Source organism: Zobellia russellii (assembly GCF_044597075.1).
Classification (GTDB): domain Bacteria; phylum Bacteroidota; class Bacteroidia; order Flavobacteriales; family Flavobacteriaceae; genus Zobellia; species Zobellia russellii.
In genome coordinates this window covers 2,432,544-2,452,394 of sequence record NZ_CP139000.1, presented here as the reverse complement: position 1 = coordinate 2,452,394, position 19,851 = coordinate 2,432,544, and the positions used below count along the sequence as shown (strand labels likewise).

Genomic DNA, 19,851 nt, shown 5'->3' with positions numbered 1-19,851 from the left:
TGCCAAGTTTGCGCTATCTGTGTAGCGTATCTTTTAAAGTTAACAAGTGAGATATAAAGACAACAGGAACAATGTAGGTGGGTAGATAGATGTAAGGGAACTGTAAGACTGCTAGATTGGGTTGGTCAAATGCAAGTAACTGTATAGGTAATGGAGACGATAATACGGCCATCAAGACAATGGCCGTTAGAAAAAGAAGGCCAAAAATATTCCAAGACAAAATAAAAGATTTGGATGGATTCTTTTTCGTGTACAGCATGTAAAAAAGAATGGTTGTGGCCAATATTCCCATTAAAATGTCAAAATTCCACCCTTTAAAAGTCATCAAAAGAGGAACTTTCTTTTGAAGAAACAATTCAAAAAGTATGAGTTCAACTGGAATACGGACTACATGAACGGCCACTAAAAACTTAGGTTTAATTCTGTTTAAATCAATCGTTCTATAAAACCATATAGAGGCAATTATAGTAGGGATAACAGCAAAAATGAACCTAGGTGGTTTTTCTTGGGTGTTTTCAAAGTATCCATTATATGAAATTAGACCTATACTAAGTAACCAAAATATGCTAAAAACAAGCACCCTTTTATCCTTTCCTGTTCCTTGATAGAAAAGAATTAGGGACAAAAGGGTTGTTGCAATAAATAGAAATGGTAGCATAGTGCTAGCTTTTAAATTGCCTTAAATGATGGTCCGTATGTTTGTAAACAAAAACACCAATTTGCTCCTTGGTCATTTTTCCAAAAAATGGATGTACAAAATCAGGGTTTGAAAAGGAGTCATATGCTTGAAGCAATTCAATCCATTTTTTACGTTCATTTTCAAAGTTGCCTGTGCCGGTAATTTTAAACTCAGGATGGGTAGGTTGATTTTTCTTCATCGGTTGCTCGTCTTTTACAATGCCGCGTAATGCCATGCCGCCAAACAGTTTGCCGATGAACAAGCGCTTGTAGCTTTTTTTTCCATGGAACAACTCTTCGCTTAATGTACAATGTTCTAGCATTTGGTAAGCGTTCATTTTGCCCCATTGTGCCTGATGATGTACTTGCAGGGAATTTATTCTATCAACCAATTCGGCAACTGTGTTGTTATCAAAAATTGTTTTCATCTTTTGTCGCGTTTTAAGCTTCCATTGGTATTATGCCTCGTACTTCTACGGAACCGCCCATGGAAAGAATGGGGCATCCTTTTGCTATTTTGGTAGCCTCTTTAAATGTGGTGGCTTTAATGACCATGTTACCACTTAGCGTTTCGTTGTCCGCAATGGTAATTCCTGTGCTAACGTTTAATTTATTATCGATTAAAACACCCTCAAAGGCCAAGCGGGTAGTGCTGACAAGTTTAGCCTGAGCGGCAAGGCCACCAATAAAGGCACCCCACTTTTTCTGCATTTCGCTTATTTGGTCAGATGTGGGTTGTTGGTCATTAGGTTGCATCCGAAATAGCAACATGAAGTCTTGAAGATTTTCCATTGTTTCAAAGTTTTATGGTTCATATATTTCAATGAGGCTAAGCTACCTGCATTTCAAAAAATAAAACTTGTCATAGGGCAAGAAAACCTATTCGCTGGAAATCTCTTTTCTAATTCGGCTTAAAGAAGTGTCCGTAACACCTAAATATGTGGCAATATGTTTAAGCGAAATGTTCTGAATAATATGTGGTTTTTCCTTTAAGAGCTTCAGATACCGCTGAGAAGCTTGATCAGCGATCATAGCTACGCTTTGTTCTTTTAACGAGAAATAACTGTTTACCAAAGTTGTACGTCCTTGTTCCCTAAAACTGCGTATGCTATGAAAAAGTTCCTGAAAAGTATCAAAATCTAATTGCCAGCATACGCAATCCGTCAAAGCTTGAATGTTTTCTCTAGTAGGATTTCTAAGGAAAAAAGAAGTCCAATCAATAACAATATCGCCAACAGTATAAAAGTTCGTGGAGATGTCTTTGCCTTCAGTATTCACCACATAAGAACGTACAAACCCACTTTCAATAAACCAATAGTGGTTTTCGGTTTTCCCTTGTTCTAATATAAAGTCGTTCTTGGAGAAAGCCACTTTTTTAAACTTAGGAATAATCGCAGCAAGTTCTTCATCGGAAAAATCGGAAGGCTTGAATATGTTATTTAGAAAATGGCCTTTGCTTTTCATTTTGGCTCTAATATTTGCTCTATACGCCCGTTTACATCCTCTAAGTGATATTTGCTCATGGTATCGGAGGTACGGCCAATAGCATTTTGGATAATTCGTTGTATACTCCGTAACTCACCACGTGCTACTGAACGAATGTCCGATTGGTTGGTATTCACCACTGTTGATTTTTGATAGCCGCCAAAGTCCGGTTGTTTCTTTTGGTCTTTTGCGGTCATTAGGTAATTTAAGCGTTCAACGTGTGCCTTTTGTAAGTTCCTTCTATAGGTGTCAATAGCGCTTCCGGTATTAAGTTCTGACCAGATGCCGTTACGCAGTTGGTTCATCATATCCGTTAAACTATAGGCTTCCGCTTTATTGGCGGTTTCGTTTTCCACCAAACGCTGTAGTTTTCCTAAACTTAGGATGTTGTCCAAAGTTTTGGTTTGTGTGGCCCTAATTTTTTCCACAAAACCTGAGTATTGAATCTTGTTATAGATGTTTTGATCAATAAGCCACTGGGGTGTGGTAAAAAGTTGTTCTTGTAAAAAAGACATACAATTTTGCTGATGTTCCTTAGTGACTGGAATGTAAACGGCACCTTCTTGGTCATAAGTTTTATGGTATTCATAAACACCGCCAATATTGTTTGATACATGCCCCATATAACGGTTAAACTGCGCAATAACCTGACCGTATAATTTGTCTAGGTCTTCATAGGTTTTACCGTCTTCTTTGGTCCATGTAATAAGGTTGGGAACTATGCGCTTTAAGTTTTCTATACCGTATTGGCTGGCTTTAATAGCGTCATCGCCTAAATCCTCTGTTTGCGAACTAGGGTCAACTACATCTCCTACCTGTTGATGTCCAAAACGATATAAGGGGTCTCCGGCGTGCTCTAAAATCCAAGTGTCTAAAATCTTATTTTCTTCCTCAGTGGAAACGTCTAAAATAGGCTTGTACCCCCATTTAATAGCATATTTGTCATAGATTCCAATATTGGGCATTAGGGCCACATCACCATCTTCCGGTTGGGCTATATAGTTGAAACGGGCGTAATCCATAATGGATGGTGCCGTACCGTATTTCTCGGTAAACGATGCCGAACGAAGAGAATCTACCGGATATGCAACGCTACTTCCCATATTGTGGGGTAGACCTAAGGTGTGCCCCACCTCATGAGCGGAAACAAACCTGATCAAACGCCCCATAACTTCATCTTTAAATTCGGTTCCGCGGGCATCTGGATTTATTGCAGCCGTCTGAACAAAGAACCAGTTGCGTAACAAGGTCATAACATTATGGTACCAGTTGATATCCGATTCTAAGATTTCACCACTTCGTGGGTCGCTTACATGTGGGCCGTTGGCGTTGGGAATAGGTGATGCCAGATACCGTACCACGGAATAACGTACATCTTCCGGAGACCAATCCGGGTCCTCGAGAACGGTTGGGGGTTCCTTGGCAACAATGGCGTTTTTAAAACCGGCCTCTTCAAATGCCACCTGCCAATCTTCAATACCTTGTTTGATATAAGGAATCCATTTTTTTGGAGTAGCTCTATCTAAATAATATACAATCTGCTTTTTGGGCTCAACCAATTCTCCATTTTTGAATTTTTCTAAATCTTCATCCTTTACTTCCAAACGCCACCGGTCCAAAAACTTCACGGTTTTACTTTCTTGAACGTCCAGACCATAATCTGTTTGAGCACTGGCAAACCAACCAACGCGCTCGTCAAAATACCGACGTCTCATGGGTTCTTCGGGAAGAAGAATCATAGAATTATTGATTTCTATGGAAATTGAACCCAAACTACCGTTACTGGGCGGTTTTTTTGCCAAGTAGGTTTTTACGTGACGTGCTTCTACATTTAAAGGGTAACTTTTAATAGCCTCAATATAGCTTCTAGCTTCATCTAAACGTGATACTTTATATTTTTCCCGGTAAAAGTCGGGCATTCCCAAGGCTTGAGCATCTTTTTCAAAAAGTTCGTTTACCTGAATTACCGTAGACGGGTTAACGGTATCCTTTTTAATGGCCTTGATATCAAAGGCAAAGAGTACAGGCTCAAAATTGGAGTTTACAACAGCTTCATGAACGGGTAGGGAATCTGCGGCAACAACACCATGGCTTACCACACGAAGTAAAACTTTTTTGGGCTTTTTTTCCCAACGGAGTACTTGGGTATTAATTTTTCCTCCACCAAAACCAATGCCTGTAGCTGTTTTTGAGATGCGGCTTACCATCAACATTTCCTTGCTGAAAAGGGAATCCGGTATTTCATAAAAGTGATTTTCATCAACCACATGCACATCAAAAAGCCCTTTATCCGTTTTGGCATCTTTGGTAATTACCTTATTGTAAGGTTTTATTTTGTCCTTTTTGTCGTCTCCTTTTTTGTCCGTCTTTTCAGTGTTGTCTTTTTTCTTTTTGAAAATTTGTGCTTCCGCAGATAGGGAACATATAACTAATAAAGAAAAAACCAATCGGGTAAAAACTGTTTTGAGCATGTAATTTTGGTTAGAGTTTTGAGTACTATACTTAAAAAAGAGAAGTCATCTATAAAGATGATTCCTACTAATGTTTGTAAATATAATATTTTTAGATGCTTTATCTTTTAAGGTTTGTTTAAAGTGATTTTGATGATATAGGCCGAAGCAGCTTTCCTAATTTCAATTATTTCCCTTTTCTAGACTCCGGTGTAAGGCCTAAAAACTCCGATTAGCTAATACTCTGCTTGTTAGGTGCAATATAACGGAAATAAAATGTGAATTTTTTCGACGTAAAAATACATTAGATTAAGTGCGTGTATGACAAATTGAAAGATGTTAAAATGCGAAGTTCATATCGTTTTAATCCACTTTTTGAGAATATGATTATTTCACTGTTTTTAGGAAAGCTCCCACAAAATAAAAAGAACAATAAAGAGATGTTTCTGCGTTATATAGACTCTTAAACAAACCTACAACGTTATGAACAAGAAGAGTTTAAAAATAAGTATGCTATTGGGTCTTATATTTGCAAACGGAGTTTTTGCAGCTAACCCTTTGACCGAAAAAGATGAGACGGTTATTCATTCTATAAACTATATAGATGAGGATACCTATTTTGATTTAGGCTTTGATACTGCGGATTATTTACCGGAAGATTTTGATGCCAATGACATCTATGTCAATTTAGATGCAATTAGTTTTATTGAGGCCGAATCTGAGGTTAACATCAATACGGAAAAGTACCTTCCACAGAGCTTTGATGCGTATGCATTCCCTGAAAATGTTGAAGGGTTCAATTATATTGACGAGAATGATGAAATTGCTCTAGATTTTGATACAAAAAAACATCTACCTAGCGGGTTTGACCCGTATATAAGGAACAATTAACCATTGTAAATTATTTGAATTAGCTAGCTAAACCCCTGTTGAAATCAGGGGTTTTGTTTTTTATCTATGTGTGGTTCCTAATTTTGTTGTTTTAGAAAATATGCAAGTGCATGTTTATGAGTTGTTTAGTGGCCTCCATAGTAATAACCGTATATCTGATAGATAAATAGGCCTATTCCTGCAATGATGAGGTAGACATTGGCCGCTTTGTAAAAAGCGGAAAAACTCTTTTTGGATTTCCACTGTGTGATTATAAAAACAATGGGAATCAATGCACAAATCTGTCCCAATTCCACTCCAATATTAAAACTGACGATTTTTGCAAGAAACTGAGAACTTCCTACATCAAAAGACTGTAGTCTAGTTGATAGGCCAAAACCATGGATAAGCCCAAAAATAAAGACCATCAATAAAAGGTTGGGCGATTCAAATTTTAAGTACTTCTTAAAACCGCCCAAATTCTCGAACCCTTTGTAGAGGACACTCAAGGCAATAACGGCATCTATTAAATGTTCATCTGCCTTAATGCCTAAGTAGGTGGCCCCAATTAGGGTTACACTATGTCCTATGGTAAAGACGGTAATAAAGCGTACGATGTCTTTAAATCCGCTTAAATAAAAAATTACCCCCACTAAAAACAAAAGGTGGTCATACCCGGTAACCATGTGTTTGGCCCCAACATAAATGTAAGAGAGCAAACCACCATTATTGAGTATTTGTTGGTCTTCTGAACTTACGCCGTGAGCAGCCAATAAAAACGGAGTAAGCAGAAATAGTAATGTTACCGGAAGTTTTTTTAAAAGTGGGTTCATTTATTGTTTTCTGTTAAACCAAAAGAATAATATAGCTACTAAAAATAAGCTGCTTACCCAATAAACGTAAGAAGGGATTTCTTCTTCTACAGGGGCATGGGTATGTGTATCCGCTCCATGCGCGTGAGAAACTTCAAAGGTTAGGGTGGACCAGTTAGACTCATGTGTAATTTCTTCCTCTTCCAGGTTTTGTAGATGAATGGTCTGTAAATACCAGATTCCATCTGCGGTAAGTTTAGCGGTTGCCATTCCTTGAGAATCGGTTCTGAGCTGCTGTCCGGAAGTGTGGGTGTGGCCGCTCACCTCTGGATCATGACTATGGGCGTTTTCTTCCTTAGGGTCATGGCTATGGGTTTCTTGGGTTGTGCCATGACTATGATTTTCTTTCGTGTTATGATCATGGCTATGAGTTTCTTCCCCTTTTCCATGGCTATGACCTTCTTTCTTTTTATGATTGTGACTATGTTTTTCTTGTTTTTTTTCGTGACTATGTACTTCTTCCTTGTTGTGGTCGTGGCTATGATTTGTCTCGTTGTTTTCTGGAGTATTGGCTTCAGGATTACTGGTATGGCTATGGGCATTCTCGCCCGTTCCATGACTGTGTTCTTCCGAACTGCCTTTGTAATTGGCGTATACTAGTTGGTTTGCTAAAGGTTTTCCCTTGAATAACAGTTTAAATTTAAAATCGTCTCCAGTATTCAATTCATACGGATTATCAAGTGGTATAAATTCAATGGGGTACCCTAGTTCTTTCTGCCAATCATCCGTCCGTTTGTCCCCAACTTGAAAAATAGTTTTTACATGTTTGGAATATCGCTCATTGGCATCGCTTTCTAAAGCATCATTGTCTCGTCTCCATGCTAGCATATCTTGTATGCCTTCATGTTCCAAATAGGTGTTGAATGCTTCGGCATCCATTTCAATAGATCTAGTCGCTGTAGAAACTCCTACCACATAAGTACCGGGTTCACCAGTTCTGAAGTTTAAAAAAGTAATGCTATCCTTTTCGCTCCACTGAGATTCGTCTACTTTAATTCTTTTACCATTGTTTAGCAGGCTAACATCTAGCATGCGATCTCTGTCTATTACATTTTCACTCTTGTCAAAAGTGCCATTAAACAGTTGGATCGTTGCAGATTTGTTAGGTTTTAGAAAATAAGAATCCAATTTCAAATACATGATATGACTGCTGAACAGTACTAGAGCTAGTAGTGGGAGAACTATTTTTTTCATCAAGAGCGATTAAATTAGTGGATAAGTGGTAACGCTATTTTTTCGTTATATCGAATTTGATAAAAATAACAAAATGAAGGAACAAGCAGACCGAACTTCTCATAAAATCCGGCTTTTTGTGGTAATGACTCCTTCCCTTAAGATAATATGGATACAGGGTTAGGTGTTTGGCCCATTTTAAAATAGTAAAGGCACTACAAATTGAAACATCAAAACTAATAGGGCAACAGCAATAATATTAAGGATAACACCCACACGGGCCATTTCGTTCACTTTTACATAACCACTGGCAAATACAATAGCATTGGGCGGGGTAGCCATGGGAAGCATAAAGGCGCAACTACTGGCTATGGTAACGGGAATCAGCAAATAAAGAACGGGAATATCCAAACCAATGGCTATGCCCGCTACTACTGGGGCCAGTACAGCAATCAAGGCTACGTTACTCATAAGCTCCGTCATAAAGAGCATGAGGGTAATAAGGAGTATGGCCGTAAACAATATACTAACGTTACTGTCTCCAATTGCCGCGGAAACCATATCTACAATACCACTTACGGACATGCCTTTGGCCAATGCCAATCCGCCACCAAAGAGGATCAAGATGCCCCAAGCTAATTTTTGGGTGTCTTTCCACTCAATGATAAAATCTGCCTTTTTCATATTATAGGGTATGGCGAACATAGCGATGGCGGCCATAATACTGATCATGGTGTCGTTTAATTTAAGGGCAGGGAAAATACCGTTTATGACCGTTCTAAAAATCCACAGGAAAACAGTAACACCAAAAATAGCAAGGACCATTTTTTCCTTTCCGCTCATGGGGCCTAATTTTCTTAACTCATTATGTATGACGTCTTTTGATGCCGAAAATACAAGGTCGCGATTGGGATACATCCATTTTACCAGAACCAAATAACTGATCCATATCATTAAGGCGGAGAATGGAACGCCTAGGACCATCCACTTTAAAAAGGAGATTTCTATATTGTATTCGTTTTCTAGAAGACCGATCATTACCGAATTGGGTGGGGTGCCAATAACTGTGGCAACACCTCCTGCGTTAGCCGAAAAGGCAATGCCCAACATCACCGAAAGGGCAAAATTCCTATCGCTTTTGGTAAACCCGTCCGCATCGTTCACCAAAAGATTTATAACGGACATGGCAATGGGCAACATGACCACGGTAGTGGCCGTATTACTGATCCACATGCTCAATGCCGCCGTGGCGATCATAAAACCAAGGACAACTTTGTTGGGAGTAGTACCCGTTATTTTTATAATATTCAGGGCAATGCGTTTGTGGAGATTCACTTTTTCCAAAGCCAAGGCCAGAACAAAACCACCAAAGAACAAGAAAATTATAGGACTTCCATAATTTGCCCCAACCTCACCAATATCCATAATCTTTAATATAGGAAAGAGGAGTAAGGGAAGGAGTGCGGTTACGGAGATGGAAACCGCTTCGGTAATCCACCAAACTACCATCCAAACGGCAACGGCAATTACGGCATCTCCTTTATCGGAGACCAGGTCAAACGGTAAAAAGCGAATAATGAAAAAAAGAATGGGGCCTAAAAAAAGTCCCGCTTTTTTACTGGATTCCATAGTTTTGAATTGGTGCTCCTAAAACTAGACTTTTTCTTTTTCTTTTGAAAATTAATATGAACTTGCCTTAATCCCTTTGGAATCTACATTATATGATATAGAAGTAAAGAGCCAATTCATCTAGAATGAATTGGCTCTTTTATATTAAGTGAAGTAAAGTTTTACTGTTTTAATTGTACTGTTTTGTTGTCACCATCAACAACAACAGAAGTAAGTCCGTGTTTTGATAATGCCTTCATGGATTTGTCCCATTTCTTGCCGCTTAGTCCAGCTTTGGCCTTCAGTTCAGCTAAGTCCATTTCACCAGTAGGTTTTAAAAGAGCAACAATTGCTTTTTCCTCGTCTGTAAGCTCAACCGCTTTTTTCTCCGGTCTCATTTGCGGGAAGAATAATACCTATAATTGCAAAACATTTAAATTCAGCACTTTAATTTTGTTTATATAGAGATAGTGACAATATTGTGACAAATTCTAGCTGTTATGAGTTGTAAAATGCTACTTTGTAAGTTTTGAGTTGAAATATTAAAAAGAAAGGTAATCGTTAGTAGTCTGTTTTAATTAGGACTTACGGAATTTTTTATAGATACTAATACCAAATCTTCGAAGCCTTGGATTAAAAAAAAGATAGTTGCTCTTTACAAATTATCTATAATATTGACTTTGTACTGTTATTTGCCTGATTTTCTTCTATTACAATCTTTACAAAGCATTTGAAGATTCTCTTCAACGGTCTTACCGTTTTCGTGCCAAGGTGTAATATGATCACCTTCCATTTGTGCAATATCAAAATGCTCTTCACATGAAACACAGATGCCCTTTTGCTTTTCGTATACCTTTTGTTTCATGGAATCCGAAAAAGCTCTAATTCCTAAATGCCGCTCGTCTCTAGTTAATACATACGGATAAATACCTTTTTTCTTCTGAACATCATCATCAGAAATCAGTACTGCTATTTCCTTTTCAATCGCTTTAGTATCGAAAACTTCATCTTTATATTTATTGTATAAAGCACCCCAATTGACACCCTTCATGAACTTAGTTCGCTTCTTTGTGAAAGTACCTTCAACCCAAGTGATTACACTCTGGAAATATTGCCACAAGGCTAATGCATTTGGGTCATGTTGATGGTTCGACATGTAAACCTCAATATTTCCTTTGGATATCCATTTAATTGCAGTTTCAAAATAGTCCTGCCGTATAGGTGACCCATTTAAATAATCACTACCAATACCATAAGCCGGACAACCATTTTTACTGAAATACCTTTTTGCATCAGTTACCCAAGAACCTGAATAAACTGCGTTTCTTAATTCTTGGTCCGTGAGTTTTTCCCCTGCGATATTAATGGTTCTGAACCATTCTAATTTTTCGCTATCCGTTCCACTACAGACGTAAATCATTAATTTGTAATTCAAGATATCCTCTTGCTCATTATCTTGTAAGTTGTGAAAAGCCCTATGACTTGGGGTGTCTCCAATAACGACAGAGAAATCACCTTCCACAAATTGACATAAAGAAATTGTCCTTTGTTGTCCATCGATAACCTCATAGTTTCCATCCTCTCTAACAGCCCAATACATAACATTCAAAGGGAATCCTTTATCAACTGTATTTATTACGGCATCACGCTGTTTGTCTTTATAGATAAATTCACGTTGGTAAGGTGGTCGTATATCTAATTTACCGCCGTAACCTATAACGCCAGCTTCTTCATTATCTTGATAACCGTTAGTTAATTCTCGGACTGTAATTTCCTTTAATTCTATATTCATTACCTTCTTATTTTCAGGTTTTTGATAATAATTCTAGTATAAAGTGCTTTACCATTAACAACTGGTCCCACATAATTTTTATGCTGTTCGTCAACGTATGTAGGTTCTCCCTGAATAAATGCATTCTGATTTCTCCCTCTTATCATCAAATATTCCAAGAATTTCAAACTGGTCAGGATTATATTTACTCATAAAGGTGATAGGTACACCGATATGACCTTCATAATCCTCGGGTATATCTTTAGTTTTACTAACGTTGATTGCATCATAATTGTCATACTTTGGAAACTCTTCTTCATTGCCATAGTACTTTTTATAAAGCAGTAAATCCTCATGTCTCTTATTAATATCAAGGTTAGTAAACCATACAACTCCTGAAACTCTAATCATTCCTTCGATACGTTCTCCAGCAGTAGCATAATTTTCATAATGCTTATTAATAAAATGTGCGGCACCACCTTTAAAACCATAACCTAACCAAAATTTATTTTGCTTAATTAGCTTGAAAATAGAATTATATTTAATAGCATTCTGATGCCCTATGACTATGAATTTTTTGCCATATTCATCTAATTGCTCTACATACTCTCTAAACAATGAAAATGGTGGGTTTGTTACAACAATATCAGCCTGTTTCAATATTTCAATACTCTCCTGACTTCTGAAATCACCATCGCCTTTAAGATGAACAATTCCTATTTCCTCAAGGTCCGGGACATTATTATTGTTCTTATCGCCTGTATATTCCAACATAATCGCCTGCTCAGAATCATTCTGACTAAAAAGGTCTATATTCTGATTTTTATAGCAAGTTGTTATGAGCTTCTTAAGCCCTAATTTTTCGAAATTATAGGAAAAGTAATGGAAAAAGTTACTGATTCTAGGGTCATCACAATTACAGTAAACCACCTTTCCTTTGAAATGAGATTTGTAATGTTTTAACTCTCTTTCAATATCTGAAAGTTGTGTGTAAAATTCATCTTTTTTCGCCTTTTTTGCCTTGTGCAAATCTTTATTTTTATTAGCCATAAAAATTTTTAGATTTTTTGAATTAGTTTGTACCTAAATTATTCACTCGCTCCCATCAGGTAACCGGTCGTTAGACCTTTGTCTTTATACCATTTTTTTATTTCACTCTTATTGTCAGAAAGAATTCTATCAATATCTGAATTTAGTGGACTGTCCCAAACATTCCAATTTACAAGTCTTCTAATATTAAACTTGATTGCTTCGAAGTCTTTATCGGAAAGACTTCTATGCATTGATTTTAGTTTATCATCTGAATCAAAAAGCTTTAAACTGGCACATATAGAGTCAAATAAAATTTCTGCCCATGATATTATCGATTTAGAACGAAAAATTCTCGATAATTTTAATTGCACTGGGTCAGAATTTGTTTTTTTACTATCCCAATTCAAAAGACTTTCTTCATAAATTATATTCAAAAGTTTAACAAGATTATTGAACTCAATTTCACGAATATATTTATCCGTGGTCATATCGGTTTCTACGGGTTGGCGGAATAGAAAGTTGGAAAAGATAGATTTCTCTAACATATCCATTGTTATTGGCGTTTCTACTGAACTTCGATTCCCTTTTGATACAAAGTCTGCAAGTTTATTACTATCGTCGTCAAGTATAGCATTATATAAGAAACTTCTGAATCGCTTATTAAGCTCGGCCTTTGTTAATTGTTCTTTTTCTTTTAAATAGTTTAAAAAGCCCAATTCGGATTTGGTTTTACCATCCTCTAGACTTTTATATTCTTCAAATTCCCTGCCAAATTGAGCTCCTAATTTTGCTACCATAATACTCGAAAAAAACCTTGTTTGAGCAAACTTATCATGAGCTGAAATGTTAGTCTTATTAAGTAGATTGGGTTCTGGGTTGAGATATACCTTGCATTCAAATTTTTTTCTTCCCCCCCATAATAATCCAGCTATTTTATGCTGTCCATCAAAAACTAAAATCCTGTTCTTATAAATCCTGCATATTGATGGTTGAAGTACTGGATGTCTTTGAAAATGCCTAAAAAGATTAAAAACTTTTTCTTTTATTAAATATCTTGGTTGTAGTCCGATTTCATTATCAGCATCATCATCACTATCTAAAATTTCTATTGGTAGGGATGCATAAAAGTAGTTCCAATTTGTCGTAGGGCAATTATATAAGGTGAAATCTTGATTCCTATCTAGAATTTCTACTTTTATAGAGTTCTCTTCTTGGTTGATAATTGATATTGTTTCACCGTAACTCTTTAATTCTTTTTTTAATTTTAGATAATTTAATTCGTCTTTTAAAGTTAGGTTTTCTCCGCTATCAAAGAATTCATCAATTTTTAATTTTATTTTAAAATCATAAAGAGATAATTGTCCTTTTTGTTTGTTATGCTTCCCACACATTGGAGCAATGTTATCAATTTCTGAAGCTCCTTTTTGTGCAAACGCTTTAATGTGGTCAAATTGAATGTTTTCATCGCTATGAATTGGATGCCCAGTTGCAAAACAATTATTACCATATATTTCTAAAACCTTCTTTTTTTCATCTTCTGAAATCTGCCTTTTAAGTAGTGACGCCATTATTATTTTAAGTTAAAGTGAGTAAGTTAGAAAACAATTATGTATTTATAAAAAGATGAAATAATATGGGTTTGCTCTAAATAGCGATCTTTTCTTAGGAAAAGTACCAATTTTTATATAATTCTAAGTGCATTTGTAGCTTTCCCTAAAAAAAGTAGTATGGCTACTTGACTATATCAATAATGCTAATCAGCAAACTGTTGGTCAATCAATCTTATTGACCACTTGCCATACTTATTTAGTGTAGATTCTGTCCAGAAATATGAAGGGTTGTTGTATCCTTCGTTACAATTAAATTTAAAGAACACTCTCACTTGAAAGGTTTGACTCCCAATATAACGGACGATATTACTCTCATAAATGCCCTCAGCAATTACCTTACAATTAGGTTTTTTATTAATACCTTTTTTAATGAATTCTTTTGTGGCTTTGTATGCCTCTATTTTCCATTTTTCGGAGTATTCAAGTTCTTCGTTGCTTGGTAGGTCCACTGTTGGTTCAAATAAATTTGAATTTTTAATAAAATATTCATCTTCTTTTATCTGTTCTTCTGTTCTTTGTTTTCTTAACGCTTTTCCGTTGGAAATAGTTGTAGTGTCGCCATCTTCCATGTTTTGTAGCATCCGATACGTTCTAAGCCATTTTTCTCTCTTTTTTTCTGCGGTGCTCATTTTTATCCTGCTGAAATCGATAGGTTCAATTTCGGCATCCGTATTCTCTTCTTCTCTTACTCTGTCTATCATATACCTGGATTCGTCAATACAGTTGACTAGAGTTAAGGAAAACAAGCTTAGAAGGATTATTGAAGAGTAATGTTTAAGGAATTTCATTAGAATGAATATAATTTCCCTAAAAATAGTGGTTATTTATATATAAGTTTTACGGAAAACCGTAAAATAGCCAAAATCGTGTATACAAATGAATTACCCTTAATGCGTGGAAAAAGTTGTGGTATTTCGAGAGGCACACCGTATCTAAAAAGAAAAGCAATGTTTAAAGATAGATGGGGGATACGATTATAAAGCCTTGAGTGACAGATTCAGTTTGTCTCTTAATTCATTTTTCAAATTAACTGTTGCGGTTTTAGAGCCTTCCTGTAAATTTGTAATTCCTTTCAATTGTTTCTTAAGTCTGCTTCGTTTCACAGCTTCATTTTTCTCATCGAATTTTTGAGTTGATATTATATTTAGAACCTTGTTGTAGCCCAGATATACTAAGCCATGGTAAGAAAGAAAATTTTTTAGCCCATTATGTCTTTGTAATATCTGTTTAGGAACATTGTTCGAATCCATAATATGAACTTTTTTGAAGGTTTTAATCAGAAGTTGTTTCAACATAGAATAAAATCTTTCTTGATATAAATCTTTTACCCTTAGATTTTTAGTGTCTAGATTCTTCTTTAAATCTTTTTTGAATCTTACTTCGAATCTTAATAGGTTTAAATCTTTAATGTGCTTTGGTAGATTATTGAATATTGGAGAGTCGCGGTTTTTTACTTGATTTATTTTGTCATAAAATGTTAAAGCTTTAGAACCTTTCAAAGAGTAGAACAAAATAGATTCATGATATCTGCAATATTTTAATCTTGGATATGATTGTATTGATGAGATGTATTCATATACAGGATGATTTACCGATATGTTCAAACCAAAATCTAGCCTTGTTATTCTGGCTTTAGTTAAATTGACTGCTAGTTTCTCACTAAGTTTATCTATGGCTAGTTTTGTTGTTCTTATATCAAGAGTTTCGATATTATTACCGAAGTATAGTTTAGGCAAAGAGCCATTGAATGTTAGTTTATAAGGTTTTAAATTGGAATCTATTAATATCCTGATTTTAAAATTTGACACTGAGCAAAAGTATATGGTGCAATTATCCTTTTCTCTTTTGGTTGCATCTGCTAATAAATGCTCTATATCCTCAAATTTGGTTCTTTGTAATTCTATATAACCTGTAATGGTATCAATCATAATATTTCTTCTTTATGATAATTAGTTATGTTATTATTGTTTAGGGGATTAAGGATGTTAATAGGATTACCCGATAATGCCATTGTGAATGAAAAATGGTTAGTTCTATGGGTTTATCTTTTTCATGGAAATCTATCACCAGTAGGCTTTCTTTATCAAAGTATTTACCATACCATAATTGTTTGCCGTAAAAACGATTCAATCTTAACTTTTGCCATCGTTGTGATTTTTCCGTTTTCAATCTAATGAATAAGTATTTTTTATCTTTTCTGAGGTACACTTTATTATACAGATTGATATTAGTAACTGTATAAGGTCTTCCTTTTTTAACTAGTTCAGTTTTTGAGACTTCCATCATGACATCTTTTTTTGAACCAATAAATCAGCAACAAAAGTGTCTATCTCATCCTTACTTGAAATGTGATTTTGCGAGATGAAATTGTATAGATCAATCTTTTGAATAAAAATTAATTTACCATTAGGTTTGGAATAAGAAATTTGATTTCCTGCAACGAGTTTTTGCATATATGAGTGGCTTACTCCTATGACTATAGCTGCTTCTTTTAGGGTGTAAATTTCTTTTTTAGAATATTTGATGGCCATAATCTCTCTTCGTATGGCGCGGAGTTCATTAATAAGTTCTTTGATAATTGTTGTCATATCTTTCAGTTTTGATATGACGAAGATGGGAAGTTGTTGTGAGGGTATTGATAAGTAGGAAATGAGAAATAAGTAAGTACTTAATTTTCGAAATACATATTGATTGGATTCTCAAAAGAAAGAGAATCCTTTTTTTCTGAATAAACCGAACTTAATTGCTTTTCTTTAAATTGATTGTTTCTCTTATTAATAAAGTACTTTGCAATTAAATGGTATTTATAACTATGCGTTTCTTTTTCCAGTAGATTATATTCAATCAATTTGTTTATTAGAGATGTTAATTCTAACTCAGTACCCAGCCATTTGATTTTGAATTTGGTTTCACCACGTTCAAAAATACTTTGAAATTCATCCTTTAAACATTCAATGAAATGATATTTCCTAAGGTACCCGTAAAGATTATCTGTGAAATCTTTTATGTTTATCGAGGAATCTAATTGAAAATGACTAATTCTTCTCTGTTTGCGACTATCAATAGTTATTAGTTCTTCGCTTGTATTAGCAAGTCTATTGTCAATTATTCTCTTTAATTTAATCAACCTATATTGTAAGCTATGAAAAGTTTTATCACAATAACGAATTTCATCTAGAAGACTGATTACCTCATCTTCATCAATAATCAATAATTCCATGTAGTAAAATTCGTCTGGTACTCTCGTGTCATAATCGCTGCTAACTTCATAGAAATCCTCTAATCTTTTATAGATTAGTCTTTCTTCGAAATCTGTGATTATATTTTTTTCTAATCGTTTTATTTTTGCATCTATCTCTTCAAATGTCATTTTTTAGATATTGAATTCTGGCATTGAGTTAATTGCTCTTTCTTTTTCTTCATTTATCACCTTAGCATAAACTAGAGTGCTTTTTATATCCTTATGACCCAATAATTTTGAAACTGTAAAGATATTTGCTCCTGAAGTTATTAATAATGTAGCGAAGGTGTGCCTTGAGGAGTGAAAAGTTACTTTTTTATCTATTGTAGTTTTTTTAATCAATTTCTCTAATGTTCTATTGCAAGATCTGTTGTGGTTCGATAAATTGAAAATTTTTTCGGAAGTCTTTTTTTGACTGGCAAGTATTCCCTTGGCATTATTATTTAAGGGAATATAGATTGATGCCTTAGTCTTTTTTTGAGTCAGTTGAATTGTATTCCCTCTAATATTTTGCCATTTAAGTCGTTTTAAATCTGAAAATCTTAATCCAGTGTAACAGCCGAAAAGGAATGCATTTTTAACTTGATTATCGTAAAAGTCAGTTGCAATTATTTGTCTTACCTCATCCTCTGTTAAATAAACCATTTCCTGTTCCTCTAGTTTTGGTCTGTCTATAAATTTTAGAGGATTCTCAAAAATTATTTTCTTTTTAACAGCAAGATTCAATGCTGTACTTACTTTTTGCAGATAAGTTCGTGCAGAATTCTGAGATACATTTTCTAGTAAATAGTTTTTAAAATTTTCCAACCAATTTTCTGAGATATCTACAAACCTCAACTTTTCACCATGAAATGCAATGATGTGTTTAAGGGTGTTATCCCATGTACCCTTTGTATTAGGAGTCTTGGTTTCTAAGATAGACTGAAAGAAATTGATAAAACTTGCTTTATTGAGGTCACGTGAGATTAATCCACTGGATTGATTTGCGAGGTCAATTTCTAATTTTGCTTTTATATTATTTACTACTCTATCTTTTTGTTTCCTTACATCTCTGCTGTCGGTAGGTAGAAATATCACCTCTTTTATAGTTTCTCTTTTTCTTTTACCATTCAACTTATAATCTAATTGATATTTATAAGGTCTACGCTTTTGTGAAAGCTTAGGGTTGCCTGAATATTTCTTTATGATATTTACTGCCATGTGTATTGTTATTATCCATTAAAAATAATGGTAATTTGACAAACGTGACAATTTTGTGACACATAAATAGCTGTAATGTGCTAGAATTTGCTGAAATAAAAAGACCCTTCATTTACCATTTAATGATAGAATGAAGGGTCTTTCTGTCTAGGAGATGATTGAAATTAACCTTTGTATTTAACCGTTATAGTGTTTTCCTTAGTTTTGTAAATTTTTATTAAGTCATTGTTCTTTAGTTCTTTAATGGCTTTATCCCATTTTTTATTACTTAATTCACAGATATTTCTAATGCTACTTAGTACACCTTCAAAATTTACTTTAATAAGTTCTAGAGCAATCTTAGCTTCTTCACTTAGTTCAACCGCTTTTTTCTCCGGTCTCATTTGCGGGAAGAACAATACTTCTTGTATAGAAGAATTGTTGGTCATGAGCATTACCAAACGGTCTATACCAATACCGATACCGGATGTTGGTGGCATACCGTACTCAAGGGCACGCAAGAAATCTTGATCAATGAACATAGCCTCATCATCTCCTTTTTCGGATAATTTCAATTGCTCTTCAAAACGTTCACGTTGGTCAATTGGATCGTTCAACTCAGAATAGGCATTTGCCAATTCCTTACCGTTTACCATCAGCTCAAACCTCTCGGTAAGTGCAGGGTTATCTCTATGTTCTTTGGTAAGCGGACTCATTTCTTTTGGATAGTCCGTAATAAAAGTAGGCTGAATGTAATGATGCTCACATTTTTCGCCAAAAATCTCATCTATCAATTTACCTACCCCCATGGTTTCATCCACTTCAAGGCCAAGTTCTTTTGCTGTAGCACGAAGTTCTTCTTCGCCCATACCGGCAACATCTTTACCGGTGTGTATTTTTATAGCTTCAAGAATGGGCACACGGGCATAAGGAGCCTTAAATTCAATTTCGTTTTCACCTACTGTAATTTTGGAAGTACCGTTGGCGTCAAGAGCAATTTTCTCGAGAAGCTTTTCAGTGGTATCCATCATCCAGTTGTAATCCTTGTAGGCAACGTAGAGTTCCATTACGGTAAACTCCGGATTGTGGGTACGGTCCATACCTTCGTTACGGAAATCTTTTGAAAACTCGTAAACACCGTCAAATCCGCCTACGATCAATCTTTTAAGATAGAGTTCGTTTGCAATACGTAAATACAAAGGAATGTTCAACGCATTGTGGTGCGTTAAAAACGGTCTTGCAGCGGCACCACCTGGTATAGGCTGTAAAATAGGGGTCTCTACCTCTAAATAACCAGCGGCGTTATAAAATTCTCTAATACTGTTCGTAATCTTGGTACGCTTGATGAAGGTTTCTTTTACCTTAGGGTTGACCACCAAATCTACATACCGCTGGCGGTATCTCATTTCCGGGTCGTTAAACTCATCGTACACATTGCCTTCGGAATCCTTTTTGGGCAAAGGTAACGGGCGTAACGATTTGCTTAAGAGCGAAAAGTTTTTGACCATCACGGTTTTTTCGCCTACTTGCGTAGTAAAGAGTTCCCCTTCAATACCAATGATATCCCCTATATCCAACAATTTTTTGTAGACGTCATTGTAAAGGCCTTTATCTTCACCGGGACAGATTTCGTCTCGGTTAAAATACACCTGTATACGGCCTTCACTATCCTGCAACTCGGCAAAAGAAGCCTTGCCCTGAATTCTTCTGGACATTAAACGACCTGAAATGACCACCTTTTTACCCTCCTTATAATCAGATTTAATGCTCTTTGATGTAGCATCAACAGGGTATAGTGCAGCGGGGTAGGGGTTAATGCCCAATTCGCGCAATTTGGTCAATTTTTCTCTTCTAATAATTTCTTGTTCCGAAAGTTGCATTT

19 protein-coding genes and 1 pseudogene are annotated in these 19,851 nt (G+C 35.5%); 1 reads left to right on the top strand and 19 read right to left on the bottom strand.

The annotated features are described in order from the left end of the window. Positions 1-13: 13 nt before the first annotated feature. From SJY45_RS09955 to SJY45_RS09935, 5 genes are all read right to left on the bottom strand, one after another. A complete protein-coding gene (locus SJY45_RS09955; RefSeq protein ID WP_400070422.1) occupies positions 14-658 on the bottom strand; it encodes a hypothetical protein in 645 nt (214 codons plus the stop codon). Positions 659-662: 4 nt separating this feature from the next. Continuing rightward, a complete protein-coding gene (locus SJY45_RS09950) occupies positions 663-1,106 on the bottom strand; it encodes a DUF1569 domain-containing protein (RefSeq protein ID WP_400070420.1) in 444 nt (147 codons plus the stop codon). Between the two features lie 13 nt (positions 1,107-1,119). Next, positions 1,120-1,470, bottom strand: a complete 351-nt coding sequence (locus SJY45_RS09945; protein WP_400070418.1) for a YciI family protein — start codon at positions 1,468-1,470, stop codon at positions 1,120-1,122. An 87-nt stretch (positions 1,471-1,557) separates the two neighbouring features. Further along, positions 1,558-2,142 carry a Crp/Fnr family transcriptional regulator gene (locus SJY45_RS09940; RefSeq protein WP_400070416.1) on the bottom strand — a complete coding sequence of 195 codons (585 nt, stop codon included), beginning with the start codon at positions 2,140-2,142 and terminating at the stop codon, positions 1,558-1,560. Continuing rightward, positions 2,139-4,634, bottom strand: coding sequence for a zinc-dependent metalloprotease (locus SJY45_RS09935; RefSeq protein WP_400070414.1), 2,496 nt, complete (start codon positions 4,632-4,634; stop codon positions 2,139-2,141). Before SJY45_RS09935 ends, SJY45_RS09940 begins: the two co-directional genes overlap by 4 nt. A gap of 462 nt (positions 4,635-5,096) precedes the next feature. Between SJY45_RS09935 and SJY45_RS09930 the strand changes: the two genes are divergently transcribed. After that, entirely contained in the window at positions 5,097-5,504 is a 408-nt protein-coding gene (locus tag SJY45_RS09930) for a hypothetical protein (RefSeq protein ID WP_400070412.1), read from the top strand. A 125-nt stretch (positions 5,505-5,629) separates the two neighbouring features. Here SJY45_RS09930 and SJY45_RS09925 read toward each other — a convergent pair whose 3' ends face one another. From SJY45_RS09925 to lysS, 14 genes and pseudogenes are all read right to left on the bottom strand, one after another. Beyond that, positions 5,630-6,316: a HupE/UreJ family protein gene (locus SJY45_RS09925; protein WP_400070410.1), complete on the bottom strand. Its 687-nt coding sequence runs from the start codon at positions 6,314-6,316 to the stop codon at positions 5,630-5,632. Then, complete coding sequence (locus SJY45_RS09920; RefSeq protein ID WP_400070408.1) at positions 6,317-7,549, bottom strand: DUF4198 domain-containing protein; 1,233 nt, start codon at positions 7,547-7,549, stop codon at positions 6,317-6,319. It lies immediately after the preceding gene. Positions 7,550-7,726: 177 nt separating this feature from the next. Then, on the bottom strand, positions 7,727-9,157 hold the full coding sequence (locus SJY45_RS09915; protein WP_215438157.1) for a DASS family sodium-coupled anion symporter: 1,431 nt from the start codon (positions 9,155-9,157) through the stop codon (positions 7,727-7,729). 161 nt (positions 9,158-9,318) lie between these two features. Continuing rightward, positions 9,319-9,552, bottom strand: a pseudogene (locus SJY45_RS09910) (lysine--tRNA ligase); the annotation flags it as partial. A gap of 272 nt (positions 9,553-9,824) precedes the next feature. Then, complete coding sequence (locus tag SJY45_RS09905; protein ID WP_400070406.1) at positions 9,825-10,928, bottom strand: HNH endonuclease family protein; 1,104 nt, start codon at positions 10,926-10,928, stop codon at positions 9,825-9,827. A 90-nt stretch (positions 10,929-11,018) separates the two neighbouring features. Next, entirely contained in the window at positions 11,019-11,957 is a 939-nt protein-coding gene (locus SJY45_RS09900; protein WP_400070404.1) for an adenine-specific methyltransferase EcoRI family protein, read from the bottom strand. Positions 11,958-11,995: 38 nt separating this feature from the next. Next, on the bottom strand, positions 11,996-13,507 hold the full coding sequence (locus SJY45_RS09895; RefSeq protein ID WP_400070402.1) for an HNH endonuclease signature motif containing protein: 1,512 nt from the start codon (positions 13,505-13,507) through the stop codon (positions 11,996-11,998). 185 nt (positions 13,508-13,692) lie between these two features. Continuing rightward, the gene (locus SJY45_RS09890) at positions 13,693-14,250 is read right to left on the bottom strand and encodes a hypothetical protein (protein ID WP_400070400.1); all 558 of its coding nucleotides are present in this window, start codon (positions 14,248-14,250) and stop codon (positions 13,693-13,695) included. Positions 14,251-14,523: 273 nt separating this feature from the next. After that, positions 14,524-15,477 (bottom strand): hypothetical protein, encoded by a 954-nt coding sequence (locus SJY45_RS09885; protein ID WP_400070398.1) that lies wholly within the window; start codon positions 15,475-15,477, stop codon positions 14,524-14,526. 40 nt (positions 15,478-15,517) lie between these two features. Next, a complete protein-coding gene (locus tag SJY45_RS09880; RefSeq protein WP_400070396.1) occupies positions 15,518-15,835 on the bottom strand; it encodes a hypothetical protein in 318 nt (105 codons plus the stop codon). Next, positions 15,832-16,137 carry a DNA-binding protein gene (locus SJY45_RS09875; RefSeq protein WP_400070394.1) on the bottom strand — a complete coding sequence of 102 codons (306 nt, stop codon included), beginning with the start codon at positions 16,135-16,137 and terminating at the stop codon, positions 15,832-15,834. The genes SJY45_RS09880 and SJY45_RS09875 overlap by 4 nt, the downstream gene beginning before the upstream one ends. A gap of 80 nt (positions 16,138-16,217) precedes the next feature. Further along, positions 16,218-16,919 carry a hypothetical protein gene (locus SJY45_RS09870; RefSeq protein ID WP_400070392.1) on the bottom strand — a complete coding sequence of 234 codons (702 nt, stop codon included), beginning with the start codon at positions 16,917-16,919 and terminating at the stop codon, positions 16,218-16,220. 3 nt (positions 16,920-16,922) lie between these two features. Further along, positions 16,923-17,990 (bottom strand): tyrosine-type recombinase/integrase, encoded by a 1,068-nt coding sequence (locus tag SJY45_RS09865; protein ID WP_400070390.1) that lies wholly within the window; start codon positions 17,988-17,990, stop codon positions 16,923-16,925. A gap of 164 nt (positions 17,991-18,154) precedes the next feature. Then, positions 18,155-19,849 carry a lysine--tRNA ligase gene (gene lysS / locus SJY45_RS09860; protein ID WP_400070388.1) on the bottom strand — a complete coding sequence of 565 codons (1,695 nt, stop codon included), beginning with the start codon at positions 19,847-19,849 and terminating at the stop codon, positions 18,155-18,157. Between the last annotated feature and the right edge of the window lie 2 nt (positions 19,850-19,851).

Bases quoted from the DNA above. Each gene is read 5' to 3' on its own strand.
- SJY45_RS09955 (WP_400070422.1), bottom strand. From the start codon at position 658: ATGCTACCATTTCTATTTATTGCAACAACCCTTTTGTCCCTAATTCTT.
- SJY45_RS09950 (WP_400070420.1), bottom strand. From the start codon at position 1,106: ATGAAAACAATTTTTGATAACAACACAGTTGCCGAATTGGTTGATAGA.
- SJY45_RS09945 (WP_400070418.1), bottom strand. From the start codon at position 1,470: ATGGAAAATCTTCAAGACTTCATGTTGCTATTTCGGATGCAACCTAAT.
- SJY45_RS09940 (WP_400070416.1), bottom strand. From the start codon at position 2,142: ATGAAAAGCAAAGGCCATTTTCTAAATAACATATTCAAGCCTTCCGAT.
- SJY45_RS09935 (WP_400070414.1), bottom strand. From the start codon at position 4,634: ATGCTCAAAACAGTTTTTACCCGATTGGTTTTTTCTTTATTAGTTATA.
- SJY45_RS09930 (WP_400070412.1), top strand. From the start codon at position 5,097: ATGAACAAGAAGAGTTTAAAAATAAGTATGCTATTGGGTCTTATATTT.
- SJY45_RS09925 (WP_400070410.1), bottom strand. From the start codon at position 6,316: ATGAACCCACTTTTAAAAAAACTTCCGGTAACATTACTATTTCTGCTT.
- SJY45_RS09920 (WP_400070408.1), bottom strand. From the start codon at position 7,549: ATGAAAAAAATAGTTCTCCCACTACTAGCTCTAGTACTGTTCAGCAGT.
- SJY45_RS09915 (WP_215438157.1), bottom strand. From the start codon at position 9,157: ATGGAATCCAGTAAAAAAGCGGGACTTTTTTTAGGCCCCATTCTTTTT.
- SJY45_RS09905 (WP_400070406.1), bottom strand. From the start codon at position 10,928: ATGAATATAGAATTAAAGGAAATTACAGTCCGAGAATTAACTAACGGT.
- SJY45_RS09900 (WP_400070404.1), bottom strand. From the start codon at position 11,957: ATGGCTAATAAAAATAAAGATTTGCACAAGGCAAAAAAGGCGAAAAAA.
- SJY45_RS09895 (WP_400070402.1), bottom strand. From the start codon at position 13,507: ATGGCGTCACTACTTAAAAGGCAGATTTCAGAAGATGAAAAAAAGAAG.
- SJY45_RS09890 (WP_400070400.1), bottom strand. From the start codon at position 14,250: ATGATAGACAGAGTAAGAGAAGAAGAGAATACGGATGCCGAAATTGAA.
- SJY45_RS09885 (WP_400070398.1), bottom strand. From the start codon at position 15,477: ATGATTGATACCATTACAGGTTATATAGAATTACAAAGAACCAAATTT.
- SJY45_RS09880 (WP_400070396.1), bottom strand. From the start codon at position 15,835: ATGATGGAAGTCTCAAAAACTGAACTAGTTAAAAAAGGAAGACCTTAT.
- SJY45_RS09875 (WP_400070394.1), bottom strand. From the start codon at position 16,137: ATGACAACAATTATCAAAGAACTTATTAATGAACTCCGCGCCATACGA.
- SJY45_RS09870 (WP_400070392.1), bottom strand. From the start codon at position 16,919: ATGACATTTGAAGAGATAGATGCAAAAATAAAACGATTAGAAAAAAAT.
- SJY45_RS09865 (WP_400070390.1), bottom strand. From the start codon at position 17,990: ATGGCAGTAAATATCATAAAGAAATATTCAGGCAACCCTAAGCTTTCA.
- lysS (WP_400070388.1), bottom strand. From the start codon at position 19,849: ATGCAACTTTCGGAACAAGAAATTATTAGAAGAGAAAAATTGACCAAA.